Annotated in this window: 12 protein-coding genes; 8 read left to right on the top strand and 4 right to left on the bottom strand. The window is 54.5% G+C overall.

Going from position 1 to position 14,309, the window contains the following annotated elements:
- Positions 1-34: 34 nt before the first annotated feature.
- The gene (locus CI070_RS00745; RefSeq protein WP_143245584.1) at positions 35-2,503 is read left to right on the top strand and encodes a hypothetical protein; all 2,469 of its coding nucleotides are present in this window, start codon (positions 35-37) and stop codon (positions 2,501-2,503) included.
- Positions 2,504-2,518: 15 nt separating this feature from the next.
- Here CI070_RS00745 and CI070_RS00740 read toward each other — a convergent pair whose 3' ends face one another.
- A complete protein-coding gene (locus tag CI070_RS00740) occupies positions 2,519-2,800 on the bottom strand; it encodes a KH domain-containing protein (protein WP_094136228.1) in 282 nt (93 codons plus the stop codon).
- A 331-nt stretch (positions 2,801-3,131) separates the two neighbouring features.
- Entirely contained in the window at positions 3,132-4,316 is a 1,185-nt protein-coding gene (locus CI070_RS00730) for a class I SAM-dependent rRNA methyltransferase (protein ID WP_094136226.1), read from the bottom strand.
- Between the two features lie 185 nt (positions 4,317-4,501).
- Between CI070_RS00730 and nagB the strand changes: the two genes are divergently transcribed.
- From nagB to CI070_RS00710, 4 genes are all read left to right on the top strand, one after another.
- Complete coding sequence (gene nagB, locus CI070_RS00725; RefSeq protein WP_022198221.1) at positions 4,502-5,245, top strand: glucosamine-6-phosphate deaminase; 744 nt, start codon at positions 4,502-4,504, stop codon at positions 5,243-5,245.
- 383 nt (positions 5,246-5,628) lie between these two features.
- Complete coding sequence (locus CI070_RS00720; protein ID WP_094136225.1) at positions 5,629-6,849, top strand: hypothetical protein; 1,221 nt, start codon at positions 5,629-5,631, stop codon at positions 6,847-6,849.
- Positions 6,850-6,867: 18 nt separating this feature from the next.
- Complete coding sequence (locus tag CI070_RS00715; protein ID WP_094136224.1) at positions 6,868-7,395, top strand: hypothetical protein; 528 nt, start codon at positions 6,868-6,870, stop codon at positions 7,393-7,395.
- 109 nt (positions 7,396-7,504) lie between these two features.
- Positions 7,505-8,071 (top strand): hypothetical protein, encoded by a 567-nt coding sequence (locus tag CI070_RS00710; protein WP_094136333.1) that lies wholly within the window; start codon positions 7,505-7,507, stop codon positions 8,069-8,071.
- Between the two features lie 295 nt (positions 8,072-8,366).
- On the opposite strand, the gene CI070_RS00705 is transcribed toward CI070_RS00710, so the two are convergent.
- The gene (locus CI070_RS00705) at positions 8,367-9,095 is read right to left on the bottom strand and encodes a TlyA family RNA methyltransferase (RefSeq protein ID WP_094136223.1); all 729 of its coding nucleotides are present in this window, start codon (positions 9,093-9,095) and stop codon (positions 8,367-8,369) included.
- 184 nt (positions 9,096-9,279) lie between these two features.
- Here CI070_RS00705 and CI070_RS00700 point away from each other — a divergent pair, with 184 nt between their 5' ends.
- Positions 9,280-9,819 (top strand): DUF2062 domain-containing protein, encoded by a 540-nt coding sequence (locus CI070_RS00700; protein ID WP_179219342.1) that lies wholly within the window; start codon positions 9,280-9,282, stop codon positions 9,817-9,819.
- Between the two features lie 56 nt (positions 9,820-9,875).
- Here the strand turns inward: CI070_RS00700 and CI070_RS00695 are convergent, their stop codons facing one another.
- Positions 9,876-10,574, bottom strand: a complete 699-nt coding sequence (locus CI070_RS00695; RefSeq protein ID WP_094136221.1) for a pirin family protein — start codon at positions 10,572-10,574, stop codon at positions 9,876-9,878.
- A gap of 205 nt (positions 10,575-10,779) precedes the next feature.
- On the opposite strand from CI070_RS00695, the gene CI070_RS00690 reads away from it, so the two are divergent.
- Together CI070_RS00690 and CI070_RS12845 are read left to right on the top strand one after the other, a co-directional pair.
- Positions 10,780-13,941 carry an AsmA-like C-terminal region-containing protein gene (locus CI070_RS00690; protein ID WP_179218370.1) on the top strand — a complete coding sequence of 1,054 codons (3,162 nt, stop codon included), beginning with the start codon at positions 10,780-10,782 and terminating at the stop codon, positions 13,939-13,941.
- An 18-nt stretch (positions 13,942-13,959) separates the two neighbouring features.
- Positions 13,960-14,151 (top strand): hypothetical protein, encoded by a 192-nt coding sequence (locus tag CI070_RS12845; RefSeq protein WP_143245583.1) that lies wholly within the window; start codon positions 13,960-13,962, stop codon positions 14,149-14,151.
- Positions 14,152-14,309 lie beyond the last annotated feature (158 nt).

Raw genomic sequence — 14,309 nt, 5'->3', positions numbered from 1 at the left:
TTTTTTGCCCCTCTCTGCTTTCGTGGTGGGGAATATGGCAAAACAAGTATTGCAGCGGCTCAGTTTTACGGCCGGGGAGCTGACCCCGTGGCTGGCCGGACGCGCCGACCTGGACCCCGTGTCCCGCGGTGCCTCCCGGCTGATCAATTTTCTGGTCAGCCCCTTCGGCGGTCTCCGGCGCAGGCCGGGAACACGCCTGGTCGCCCGCGCGGGATGCCGGGAGGGCATGGTGAGGCTGGTTTCCTTCAAGTACTCCACGGGCGTGCAGTTTATGCTGGAAGTGGGGCGCGGCTATATCCGGTATTTTAAGAATGGCGCTCCTCTGACGGATGCGGAAGGCGGGGCGCAGGAAACGCTTACTCCGTGGAAGACGGATGAACAGGTAAGCAAACTCCGGATGCAGCAGCTGAATGACGTGATTTACTGCGTGGAACCTTCTACGCCGCCTATGACGCTGGCCCGCTACTCAGACGATGACTGGCGGCTGGAAGCATTGGAGTTTTCCGGCATGCCTTATGAGAGTTCCCTGCTGAATGCCGTGCGGCTGGAATGCCGCATGGTGCGGGAGGGAAGCGCCAACAGACTGCTGGCGACGGCGGACGATGATGTATTCACTCCGGAAATGGAGGGAAAGGAGTTTCTGCGCATCACCAGGAAATATGGAGAAACCGTGGCGGAGGGAACCCAGATGCCTTTTTACCATTTAACGACTCTGGACCGGGACCTTTACAAGGGAGAAACTTTTTCCATGAACCGGGAGGATGGCTGGCGGCAGGCTTATACCTGCATCCGCGATTTCAGCCGGGAAAGCGACTACCTGAAAGGAGTGGACCGCCCGGAGCGTTACACGGCCTTTTTTGAAAAAGGAGCCGATGCCAGTACCCGCGTTTATGTCAATGGCGCGTGGACGTTGGAGACGACTGGGACCTGGGATGCGGAATGGGAAATTTGCCGGGGATATCCGGACGGTTCCAATTACCTTCCCAACCGTCCGGAACTGGTGTGGCATTCCGTGAAGAGCTTCCAGCAGAGGGAGGGGTTCCGGAATAATTTCACCTTGAGCGGCAATGAAGAGGAAATGTCCTATTACAAAATCCGCCTCATGGCGTACAAGGGCGGGACCTCTGCGGGAACGCCCGTATTCCGTGCTGCTGCCGGCTCCTTCAATCATGAAGTGGTGGTGGAGGAATATGTTTCCCCGCGCAGCGCCTATCTTGCGAACGCCCTTCATCTGTCCTATCATACGCTGAGTGACTGTGATACCAATGACTGGTCCTTTGGTGCGTTCGGGGTCCGGAACGGTTATCCGTGCACGGTAGAGTTCCATCAGGGGCGGCTGTGGTTCGGTGGCACGCCTGGGCAGCCCCAGACGCTGTGGGCCAGCAGGGTGGATGATTTTTCCGCGTTTACGCCCGGCATTCCGGCGGATTCCCCCATGATTCTGACCATGGCGGCTTCCCAGCAGAACCGCATTTCCTGGATAGCTTCCCTCCGGGGGCTGATGATCGGCACCAGCGAGGGGGAATGGCGTTTGTCCGCCACCAATTCAGAAGGGTTGAATGCCTCTAACGCCGGATTTGAGCGTCATTCCGGAGTGGGCTCCGCTTCCCTGGATGCCCTGTCTGTAGAAAACAGCCTTCTTTTTGTGCAGCAGGGCGGGATGAAGGTCCGGGAATTATTTTATTCTCTGGAGGCTGACGGCTACCAGACAAGGGATGTGAGCCTGTTGTCCGACCATCTGCTGGCGGAGGGAATTGTGGACTGGACTGTGCAGAGGAGCACGGCGTTCCATGTCTGGTGCGTGCTGGGTGACGGCAGCGCCGTATGCATGACCCTGAACCGGGAGCAGAATGTGGTGGCGTGGCATGCGCACCGTTTGGAACACGGCCGTATTTTGTCCGTAGCATCCCTGCGCGGTTCCCGCAACACACCGGATGAGGAAGTATGGTTTGCCGTGGCGCGCGGGGAGGGGGATGAGGCCTGCATTACGGTGGAATGCATGGCGGACGGGAATGCCTGCCTGGATGCCTGTACGGAGGCTGTCGTGAAGGGGGGAACGCTGTCCGGCCTGAGCCATTTGGCGGGATGCGGCGCCTTTTTGGTGGGCGGGGACGGCGCATGCATGGACATCAGCGTTGACGGAGCCGGGAATGCCGCCTGTCCCGGAAGAGGGGATGGGGAAGCAGTCTCCGTAGGTCTGGCCGCTCCGGCGGAAGTAAGGACAATGCCCCTGGAAACGCTTGAGACGCTGGGTCGCTTTAAAAAGCAGCTAGGTGCGCGCGTCCTGCTTCATGAAAGCACCCTGAAATTCCGCTACGGAACGGGGGCCCCGGAGGCATGGAAGGATTTCCAGCCCGGCAGGTACGGTGTTTCCGAACCTTACTCCGGCTATGTGCGGATGATCCACAACTATGGTATGGATGAGCAGTCTTCCTTTGCCCTCCGTGTGGAGACTCCGGCTCCATTTAACCTTCTGGCCCTGGTGCTGGATGTGGAATTGTAGGCGCAGGAGCGCCGCTTACGGCTGTTCGGCCGCTTCCTCATGGGAAAGCATGTGCACAATGACCTTGATGCCGTGTTTTTCCCCGGCCGCCTTCGCCAGGGAACGAATGGCGGAGGCCGTCATTCCATTGCGGCCGATGATGCGGGCCACGTCCGTTTTTTCCAGAATCAAACGGAAGCGGACGGCGTCTCTCTGCGGGGATTCCGCAACGCGCAATTCCGCCTGTTCCGGGTGTTGCACGAATTGCAGGGCGATCAATTGCAGGTACTGGCGGATTTGTTCTACAGCAGGATGCATGAAGGGAAATGTGGGTTATTTTCATGAACCCTACTATAAAGCCGCCTGATTGAAAAGATGCAATTCCAGGCATTCCCTGAAAAAGAAAGTCGCCCCGACCGTAAAACGGCCGGGGCGCCCCAACTACCCTATGAAACTGGATCGGTTAAGATCCAGAGAGCTTTTTTAACGAGCGCTCACCTGCTCGGGGCGCAATATAGTGGAGGAAAAGGGGATACGCAAGTATTTTTTCATGGGAACAATGTTTTTATTCAATGGAAACAGCATTATATTTTTACCTCATTTTGACAATATCGGGCCGGAAGGAATGGTTGTTGTTATTATCATGAAATCATCTTCCGGGAAGCAGTTCATAAGTGAACCCCTTCAGGTATTCCGTTTCCGGAATATTCAATAAAACCGGATGATCCGCTCTTTGGCCATGTTGCTGCATCAGGCGCAGGGTGGCCGGAGCGTCAATGGCGGCGGCAAGCACACTCTCACGGAACAGGTCCGCTCCGGCGTGGTGGGAACAGCAGAAGGTGGAAAGGATGCCTCCCGGGGTCAGAAGCTTCATGGCGCGGAGGTGGATTTCCTTATATCCGCGCATGGCGTCATGCACGGATTTTTTGTTTCTGGTAAAAGAGGGAGGGTCCAGGATAATCAAATCCCATTTGTGTTCTCCTCCGTCCCGGACGAGGGCCGCTTCCTTTTTCAGGAAGTCGAACGCATTATCCGTGACGCACTGCACGGAGACTCCGTTCAGGCGGGCGTTCCGCGCTACGGCGTCCATAGCGTCCTGAGAAACGTCCACGGCCGTTACTTCCGAAGCTCCGGCCAGGGCGCAGGCCAGGGCGAAACCGCCCTGGTTGCAGAAGCAGTCCAGCACGCGTCGTCCGCGGGCGAAGCGCGCTACGGCGGCGTAATTGTCAAGCTGGTCCAGATACAGGCCGGTTTTTTGTCCCGTCTGAAGGTCAATCATGAATTGCACGCTGCCGCTGCGTGCGGCAAAAGGTTCCGGTTGCTGCCCCCGCGCCACCCGGACGGAGGGAGCAATCCCCTCCGCCGCCAGCATGGGGGAATCATTCCTGACAATAATCCCGCGGGGAGAAAGAAGGTCTTCCAGAACATTCAGGATGATGGGGAGGCGGCGTTCCATGGCGATCGTCAGCGTCTGGACGACCAGATAATCCGCGTAACGGTCCACAATGAGGCCGGGAAGCCCGTCGGATTCGCTCCAGACGAGCCGGGTGAGAGTTTCTTCCGGAAGCAGACGGCGGCGCAGTTCCACTGCCTGGCTGATGCGCCTGGAAAAGAAATCTCCGTTCAGTTCCTGTTTGCGGCGGGAGAAACGCCGGGCGACGATCTGGGAATGGGGATTGAACATGGCGGAACCCAGAAAGCGGTCCTTGAAATCCTTCAGGGACACGACGTCCCCCGGCTGCGGGTTGCCGAAGACCTTGCGCACTTCCGTGCCGTAAACCCAGTCGTGTCCTTGAAAAATACGTGCTCTTGGAGAAATAATCAAACCTGCCATGTCAGGAAAGGCAATACATGATCGGGGGGGAAAGTTCAAGGGTAATGCGGGCGGTTTCCTGAACGGATGGGGAAAGGGAAGAGGCCTCCGTACCCGGGGATTTTTTGCGCAAGTGCGCCGCTGTGCATCATTCCGGGACTATTTCGGTTGAAAATGCCCGGAAACGCAGTAAAATAGGGCGCGTTATGAAAGTAGAAACTTTTGAAACTCCCCAGGATGCTGCCAAGGCTTTGGCAGGAGAAGTTGCGGAATTGATCCGTACGCGCGCCGCTGAAGGCAAAAACGTGGTTCTTGGCCTTGCCACGGGGGCCACTCCGCTGCCTTTTTACGCGGAACTGGTTCGCATGCATAAAGAGGAAGGCCTTTCCTTTGCCAACGTCATTTCCTTCAATCTGGACGAATACAGCGGCCTGGATCGTGACCATCCGGAGTCCTACTGGTATTTCATGCACACCAACCTTTTCAACCACATCGACATCAAGCCGGAAAACATCAATCTGCCCTCCGGCACCGTGAAGGATGATGAAATTGCCGCCCACTGCGCCGCCTATGAACAAAAGATCAAGGACTGCGGCGGTATTGACCTCCAGATTCTCGGCATTGGCCGGACTGGCCATATCGGCTTTAACGAACCCGGCTCTGATGACACCACCATTACCCGGCAGGTTCATCTGGACGAATTGACCCGTTCCGACGCCGCTCCCGCTTTCGGCGGTATTGAAAATGTTCCCACCACCGCCATTACTATGGGCGTGGCTACCATCATGGGCGCTCGTGAAGTGGCTCTGATGGCCTGGGGAGAAAAGAAGGCGTCCATCGTGAAGAAGGCTGTTCAGGGGCCTGTGACGGTGGAGGTGGCCGCCTCCTACCTTCAGAAGCATCCGAACGCCAAGTTCCTTCTGGACAAGGGAGCCGCTTCCCAGCTTTAATTTTACGTTGTAGCAACGGAAACGCCGTCTTTCCCGGTTTCGTGGAAAGGCGGCGTTTTTTATGGGATGAAGGAAAGCGGGAGCTTCTTCTTTCCATGGAGGTTATATGGGATAATGCCGCCTATTCAGGCGAAAGGGAAGGGGTGGAGGTTGTGCGGGGAGGATTTTGTATCATCGTATACTAATTCACATGTTCGTGTGGCGATACGTTCCAAACTACTAACATATATATGGCGGGTGCTGAGTGGCATCCGTCATTTTTATTGGAGATAACCGGGGATTTCTTTTTCATCACGTCTGAGGCGTGTTGTTGCTGGCTCAGGAACTCTTCATGATTCCCGGTGAACTAAACGTTAGTTCGGAAACAATAAACTATCAGGAACATGAATAATTATATTCCTCTAAATAAGGCTGTTGGTCCCGTTTGCATCTATGATGGAAGTGAACCTCTCATTGACAAGAAGCTTGGTGTAGAAGCCACGGAATGCCGTTTTGACGGCTCGGAGTGCGAACACGCTTCCTGCTCCGGAGCTCCGGAAATGTTTATCAAGGTGGAAGAGGACGGCCTTTACTATTTCGGCCTTGAAGCAGACGACAAGGGGTTTCTCAAAATCGCGGGTGAGGAAGTCTGCGTCAAAGATGGTATTCCCCCTCACGGACGCTTGGAACTGGCCACCGGGTCAAGAAACCTGAAAGCGGGCTATTACAAGGTTACTCTTCTGTGCATCAATGAGGGATATTCTCCTACCAGCGGCAATGCGATTGCCTTCAATGTAACGATGGACAGGGAACCAATCAAGGAAGGTGATTATTCCGACAATTCGACAATGAAGCGCACCTTTTCAGCATCCCCTAAGATGAAATTGTGGACCATCGTGAAAGAGGCCACCATCACCTGTGAAGAATCCCAGGAGGTGGAAATCGGATTTGACGAAAAGGAACCGACTTTTTCAAATGAAGGGGGAGATTGCATTACCACGCCTATCGTGCCCAAAATCTTTGTGACGGCGTGTAAGGATGAAGTAGCCGATGTTTGGAGGCTCCGGGTTGCCCATGTTTCCTGCGGTACTGAGATGCTGATTCGCACGGGAGGCTATCGGGACGCTCTTGTCAATCCCCCGGCAACGGAAGGGGAAGCCATCATAGCAGTTGAGTGTATGAACGGAGAACAAGCCAGGGGAGGTGTTTTAGGTTGGAGCACCCAAGAAGCCAGTATTGCTCATGAAGAACACCACCGCCAGCAGTGGAAGGAATCATACCAGTTTTACTGGAAACATTTAAAGGTTCAGGAAGAACTGGAAAAGGAAAGCGTCTCCTGCAAGGAATACCCGGATATGGACCAGGCATTGGAAGCGATGAAGAAGGCCGTTACCGATTGGGAGAAGAAATTCCAACAAGAAGTCTGGGCCTATGTCCAAAAACTTCCGGATGATGCGAATAGCCGTCCTTATTGTGCAGGGCAAAAAGTCTTGAATGAAGCGATCAGGAGTGTTATCGCTTTAGCGGATGCCAACGGCTGGACCCGGGTTCCCCGGAACGTCACGGTGCCGGGAGTAACGGAACCTGTGTGTTTCCTTCCCCCGGTCAACGGTGAAGAAAACTAAATGTTTCTTTATTAAAGCATGAATAAAGCCTGTCTCTTCGTCAATTTGTTGGTTGGCGTGTTGCTGTCCGGTGCCGCCCTGGGCGATCAGGCGGACAACGGCCTGGAATGCACCATCAAGATGGAAAAAACTTTCTTTGACGTAAGAGACAGGCTACGGGATTTTACGCTCGTTTTTACTAACAAGGGAAAAGAGCCTGTCCGGCTTTATGATGGTTTTTATCCTGATCCAACTTTAGGTCCTCATATCATGATAAAACTTTGGAGCCAACAAACAGGGAAGGAGAAGAAAGAAGTTGGCTCGTATCTGGGAGCCTACCACGTTAACCCGATGTTTCAGGACATCCGGTTTATTACCTTGAAGCCCGGAGAAAAACACGAAGTCCCCATTAAGGACGTTTACTTGCTGGTGGAATTTCTCCCTGAGACGCTGCGTTTGTCCAAGGGAGAAACCTACTTGCTGGAAGTGGAGTACATGGATGAGCGCGGCGAACCGGGAGTTCGCAGGACATACAAGGGAGAGACAAAATTCTGTACTAAGCCTTAACAAATGATTAAAATATCCTCGCTTATATTCGATGAGGGAGGATTTTTCCTTTGTGGAAGCCAGCTCATTTCCTGGGGACTTTCCGGGCGACGGCCAAACTCTCGCTGTGATGAAAAAAATTTTCCGGTATTTAGGAATTTTGGTTTGTCTGTCCCTCCATGTTGCGGCATGGGGGGACATGGCCGACAACGGAGTGGAATGTTCCGTGGTGATGGAAAAAACCGAGTTTGACGCGAGGGAGGCTTTTCCTGACTTCAAACTGGTGTTCACGAACAAAGGCGAAAAGACCGTTCGCCTGTTTGACGACTTCTATCCCCTCAAGGAATATGGACCTAATATCGACATCGAAATATGGGAAAAAGAGGGAGGGAAGAGATATGGGCACATGGTGGGCAAAATAAAGACTCCAAAAGCCCGTTATGGACCCTTGTATTTGCTTGAACGGGCAGCGGACGAGATATGTTTCATTACGTTGAAACCGGGAGAAAAGCATGAAGTCTCCATCAAGGAAGCTTATTTATTGCTAACGTATTTCGAACACCTTCGCAATGATCAGAACTATGAGCTGGAAGTACGTTTCAGGGATGAATGTGCGGAACCTGGTGTTCGGAGGGTGTATGTAGGGAAGACTGAATTTCGTACGTCGAGCCGGTCGCCCAAAGGAGTAGCTCGGTGAATGTTCAACGTGGATTCAATGAGAATGGTGAAAGTCTCTTTTAATCACGTCTGAGGTGTGTTGTTGCTTCTTTGAGGTTCCCGGTAGGATTTGTCATCAGGTTACACGGCCAGTCACCTGTGCATCAGAGGAATATTTCCCTACCAGCGGAAAATACCGGTATTCTCAAGTTTTGAGCAAGGGGCAGGCAGGGTAGACTTTGATGTGGAATCATGGGATGGCAACAGGTCTGTGGGAAACTGTTGACCCCTTCCACGGTGCCTGAAGGATTTTTCCGGACAGTAAAAGGCCGCAGCTATTTGAGCCATGCCAGAAATTCATGGTTGCCGTCCGTTCCCGTGATAGGGGAGGGTTCGCACCCCATCCAGGAACGGTTCAGCTCCTCCGTGACGAAAGTGCGTATGGAGTCCACTGCCCGCTGGTGCAAAGCCGGATCCCGGACGATGCCGCCGGGGCCTATGTCTTCCGGCTGAAGTTCAAACTGGGGCTTGATGAGCACCAGGGCGTCTCCTCCTTTTTTCAGCAGGGGAAAGGCGGCTGGCAGGATTTTTTTCAGAGAGATAAAGGAGACGTCGGAAACGATCAGATCCACTTGTTCCCCAATATCCTCCGGAGTCATGTAGCGGGCGTTGAATTTTTCCTTCACAATGACGCGGGGGTCCTGACGCAGTTTCCAGACGAGCTGGTTGGTTCCTACGTCTATGGCATGCACTCTGGCGGCTCCGTGCTGGAGCAGGCAGTCCGTGAAGCCTCCTGTGGAAGCCCCAATGTCAAGGCAGACCTTGCCTTCCGCAGAAACGGGGAAGGCATTCAGGGCTCCTTCCATTTTCAGGCCGCCGCGGCTGACATAGCGGGGACGGTTTCTGATGGCGATATCCGCGTCTTCATTGACCTTGAGACCGGGCTTGGTGGAGGGATGCCCCCCCACGCTCACTTCTCCGGCAATGATGAGCCGCTGGGCCAGCTCCCGGGATTCTACGAGATTGCGGGAAACCAGAAGGATATCGAGTCGTTGCTTGCTCATGATTCGGAAAAAGATGTGCACGCAGGTATTTCATGAAACCGCATGAAGAATCAAGAAAAACCGAGCGCAGAGAGGCATTCGGGCGTAAAAATGCGGCATTCCTCGTACTGGAGCATTTTACGATTGATTCAAGGCCGGTTTATAGGAGACTCTGCGGCGGATGGAACACCGCTACAGGCAATTGATGCGCAAAGTCAGGCTTTACCTGCTGACGGAGGTGCGCAAAAAATCGTGGACCAGCAAGTTCCTTTCCGCCAGGGTTTTTGATTCTGTTTACTGGTCGTGGAACAGGCAGTCCGTAGCGACGGGCGCCGCCTGGGGGGCTGCCGCAGCGATTGCCCCGCTTCCCATGCAGAGCCTGTGGGGCGTTTTCGCCTGCCTGTGGCGCAAGGGCAATATTCCCGTAGCCATTCTGATGGCGTGGCTTTCCCCCCCCGGCTTTACTTTTTTTGCCATTCCCGCTCAATGGTGGCTGGGATGGTTTCTTTTTTCGGTTTTGGGGCTCCCTATGTCCGGAGCGAACTGGGAGATGCTGAAAGCGGGAGTTCAGCAGTGGTCCTGGGAGCCGTTTGGCGGATTGAGCATCGGCATGGTAAGCCTGGAATTCGCAGCGGGCTGGATTGTTTCCAGCGTGGTTCTGGGTGGACTGTGCTACGGACTGGTGCAGCTGGGGTGGAGGATAGGCCATTTCCTGCACGGCAAAAGAACGAGCGGCGAGGCGTAAAAAAACTGCCGCCTAGGTAAGGCAACGCAACCGGAAAGCCGGGCAGTCCGCAGAAATCAGACGGCTACTTCCATCAGCAGAACGGTTGAGTTCTGGAGGGCTTCCATGGAGACGGTTTCCGTATCCGTAATTCCGGCTCCGTCCCGACTGTGCAACACTGCATCTCCTATTTTTATTTCTCCTTCTATCACGAAGATGTATACGCCCGTGTTCCGTCCCTTGAATTGGTATTCCCGTTCTATGCCCCTGTCCAGATCCGCCCAGGAAAACCAGGCCTGCTGCATGATGGAAATATCCGTTTCCGGGGCCAGGAAGGTAGAAATTTCATTGTGTTTCAGCAGGGGAGCAATGTTGTAATCCCGGTATCTGGGAGGCGCGTTGACTCTGTCCGGAATAATCCATATTTGCAGGAATTCCAATGGTTCCGTGGGACTGTCGTTGAATTCGCTGTGCAGGATGCCCGTTCCGGCGCTCATCACCTGAATTTCTCCGCGGGTAATGGCGTGGCTGTTGTTCAGGCTGTCTCCGTGGCGGAGTTTTCCTTGCAGAGGGATGGAAACCACCTCCATATTTTTGTGCGGATGGGAGCCGAAGCCTTTTTCCGGGAGAACCGTGTCGTCGTTGAGTACGCGCAGAGCTCCGAATTGCATGCGTTCCGGGTTGAAATAACTGGCGAAGCTGAACGTATGGTATGTGTCCAGCCATCCGTGGTTGGCATGACCACGGGTGGATGCCCGGTGAATGGTAATGTTCATGATTGTCTGGGGTAGTAAGAGCGGCTTTCCGCCTGTAAAGTGTTTGACTGGATGAAACGCGGGGATGTTCAAGGCGGATGACATCATTTCCGGTGCCGTAAAATAAATAGGCAACACAAATTGATGGTGCAATGTCTCTTCTTTTAAGGTAGCGTACCGAAGCACCTGTGCAAAGAAGACAAGGCTTATGGCTCAGCGGACATTTATGAGATGGATTAAGGGGCTGATTCCCACAGTGATTATTTTGCTGGGGGCGTTGTTGCTGGGGTGCGTATGCTGCATTTCCATCTGGGGGGTGCCCTCCTTCGTCGTGCAGCGGGTGGAACAGGTTCTTCTGGAAAAGGGCATCCCTTCCCATATAGGGACGCTGAAGGTTGCTCTGTGGCCCCGTGCCGTCGTGACACTGAAAAACGTGGAGTTGCTGGATCCGGAGGCTGCGCCGGAAACGCGCCGGCCCATAGTTTTGCTGCATGAGGCGGATGTGGCGCTGAATTGGAAAAAACTGATAGACGGGCAAGTAGTGCCGGAGCGGGTGAATGTGAAGGGGATGGACGTCACCCTGCCCGTAGATGCAGGGAATCCGGAAAAAGTTTTTTCCGTAACGGGGGTGAACGCGGAACTGAATCTGGAGCGTCCCGGCATGGTGGACATCGTCAATGCGGATGCCGTGGTGCAGGGCATCCGGGTGACGGCCCAGGGGGCATTTTCCATGGGGCAGGATGATTCCGGCGACTTTACGCTGACGGCTCAGGACATGGCCGCCGTCAGGGAACAGTTGAATCAGGCGCTGAATTACATGGACCGGGTGAAGTGGCCTGAATCATCCCCTCCGCGCCTGATTGTCAATTTAAGCGACGATCCGAAAGGCGGCGTGCGTGTGGGCATGGATTTGCAGGCGCTTTCCCTCAGGTACGGAAAAATCATACTCAAGGATTTTCTGTTCAGCGGGGATTATGCGGATTCCGTCATTATGGCCAAGCGTTTTACCATGCGGGATGCGGAAACGGCCGGTTTCGTCAGCCTTTCCCTCCAGGCCGATTTGAAAAAGCGCACGCTGATCTGGGATGTCCGCAGTACGGCTCCGCTGGTTTCCTGGGCGGTGGCTATTGTTGATGAAGCTCTGGTGCCGCGGGAAATGAAGTTCCTGAGCGAGCCGCATGTGCAGCTATCCGGGCGTGCGGTTTTTTCGGAAAACTGGGAGGGCGTGGAGCATCTGAATGTTTTAGGGGCCGGTTCCTTGGGTGCGTTTTCCGTGCTTGGGGAAAAATTCCAGAGGGCTTCCTGCGATTTCAGTTACGAAAACGGTAATTTCTATGTAACTGATCTGGACATAAGGCATCCCGGAGGCAGTTTTTCCGGCAAAGTGATGGGAGTGGACGGGGAAATCAAGATAGACGTGCACAGCACATTGCCCATGAATGCGATGCTGGGCATGGCCCGCTCTCTTGCGCCGGAGGATGCGAAACTGCCGCCAACGTTGGAAATCAGGGGAGACCCGGAATTGAAGGTGTACGGTTCCGTGGATATGGGGAAGGGCTGGAAAGGGCCGCTCCGGGTGGACCGCCTCCGGATTGAGGCTTCCGTGACGGATGTCTTTTACCAGGGGGTGGAATTTGTCTCCGCTACGGCCAGGGCGGAATTGATCGGCCGTTCCATTAATGTCACCCAATTGGACCTGGTGCGGGATGACGGCCGGGTGAGGCTGGAAGGCAGCTACCTGGGCACTGACCTTGTTTTTACGATGGAATCGAATCTGGAACCTGGACTGCTGGTGACTCTGGCCGGGAATTCGGTTCCTGTTCCTGAGAATTTGCAACTTCCGGAAAAAGCGGTTTTATGGGTTCACGGCAGGCTGGATATTCCGGAGGGCAAGCCTGTGGAGCCGACGCTGGTCCGCGCGCGCATCCATGCGGAAAACCTGGCTTGGAACAAGGTTTCCGTTAAGACGGCGGATGTGGAGGCGGAATACCGTCCCAACCAGCTTTTTGTGCAAAACTGCCGGATAGAAATGGAGAAGGGCGTTTTTGAGTTATTCGCCAACGGTTTTCTGGACGGTCAGATGTTTATCATGGGGCAGTCCTCGGTTCCGCTGCAAACGATAGACCAGTTGTTAAGCATAAAGGATGACGACTTTTTAATGAGCCGCTTTTCCTTCCGCCAGGATTCCGGCCTGGAACTTTCTTTCCAGGGGACATTGGGCCTGTATAATCTGGAAAAGGCTTACGACTTGCAGGCTACTGTTTCCGCAACCAACACGCGCTACAAAGGGGTGGATTTGAAGTCCGCCCGGGCGGATGCCCATCTGGTGACGGACCAGCTGGTGCTGACCAATGTGACGACTGTGGTTTCCAACGGGAATTACCTGTCTTCCGCCGGATTGTCCGGAGGTCCTTCGGAATGCACGCTCAAGGCCAAGAGCATAGATTTCCGTTTTGCGCAGGATACGGTGGAAGTGCTTGGCCTGGAGGGACAGGCCTATCCCGGTTATACTCTGCGGATGTTTTCCGATAGCGCCGCCAGGGTGTTAAAGGAGTTTGTCTTTACACGGCCCGTAACGCTTTCCGGAGGCGGCATGTTCCCAATGGGGGATGACATGAAGCTGATGAAGGGGCGCATCCGCTTTGACGCTTCCGCCGGGCGCGTGCGCTATCCCTTGCTGGGTACTACGCTGGACCTCGGAAAAACAAAGGGAGAAGTGCTGCTTTCTCCGCAGTGGGTGGTTGTGGACAAGATGAAGGGAACCATTTGGGACGGTTCTTTTACGGGCCGTGTGCTGGCGCAGATTGACGATGGGGATGCCCTGAACGGTTCTTTTGTACTCCAGGATATGAACTTGGCGTCCATTGGGAAATCCTATGACAAGAAGATGGAGAAAGCCACCGTGCACGGCGCCATTGAATTTTCATCCAGGGGCGGCAATATGAATTCTATTCAGGCGAAGGGGGAGGCGGCCCTGGTGCATGGCGACCTGGTGGAAATTCCTCTGTTCGGATTTTTGGGGGAAGCCCTCTCCAATTATATTCCGGGGCTGGGGCATCTGATCAATTACAAGATATCCAGGGCCGATTGCGATTTTTCCATTGAAAAGGGTTATGTGCGCACCAGTAACTTCGCGGCCCAGGGCAGCAACATGTCTCTGGAGGGCGGGGGCTGGATACGTCTTTCCGACCTGCAGGTCAATTCAGATTTCAAGTTGGGGCTGCGCGGCCTGCCGGGGCTGATTACCTCCCCCGTCTTCCTTCTGGCCGGCGGGTTGTTCCAGGTGCGCGGCACAGGGCCTTTAAGCAATGTTTCCTGGAACTTCGCTCCGTTCTCCGGAGGGAAAGCCCCTGTTCCCCCTGCGCCGGCCTCCATCCGGAAGAGGTAGTGCATTGGCAAAAGGAACATGAAAAGAGACGTTTTGGCCTTCGTCAAAAGAAGACCTCTTTCCCGCCTTCGTCTGTTTCATGGTCCGCGTCAAGAAGAGATCGCCATCCGGGGCCGGCAAAACATCGTCATCGTGCCGACGATCGCCCGTCAATCAGAGGGGGCGCCTCCCGCGGCCTGCGCGGAAAACGCCCCCTCCTTACTTCCTTGATGACTTCAGGTATTACTGAAGAATTGTTCCCGGAAGCTCCGGGCCACGCCGGCATTCACCCGGCAGGACACGGAGTTCCCTTATGGGCAGAGCCGTTTAATGGTCAACGTAAAGGATCGTGCCGTCCGGAGTAAGCAGAACATCGTAATCGTCCAGAT

The sequence above is a fragment of the Akkermansia muciniphila genome (genome assembly GCF_900184965.1).
In the GTDB taxonomy this organism is placed as follows: domain Bacteria; phylum Verrucomicrobiota; class Verrucomicrobiia; order Verrucomicrobiales; family Akkermansiaceae; genus Akkermansia; species Akkermansia muciniphila_A.
Note: the sequence above shows the minus strand (reverse complement) of the source record. Positions and strands in the feature narration are given on the sequence as shown.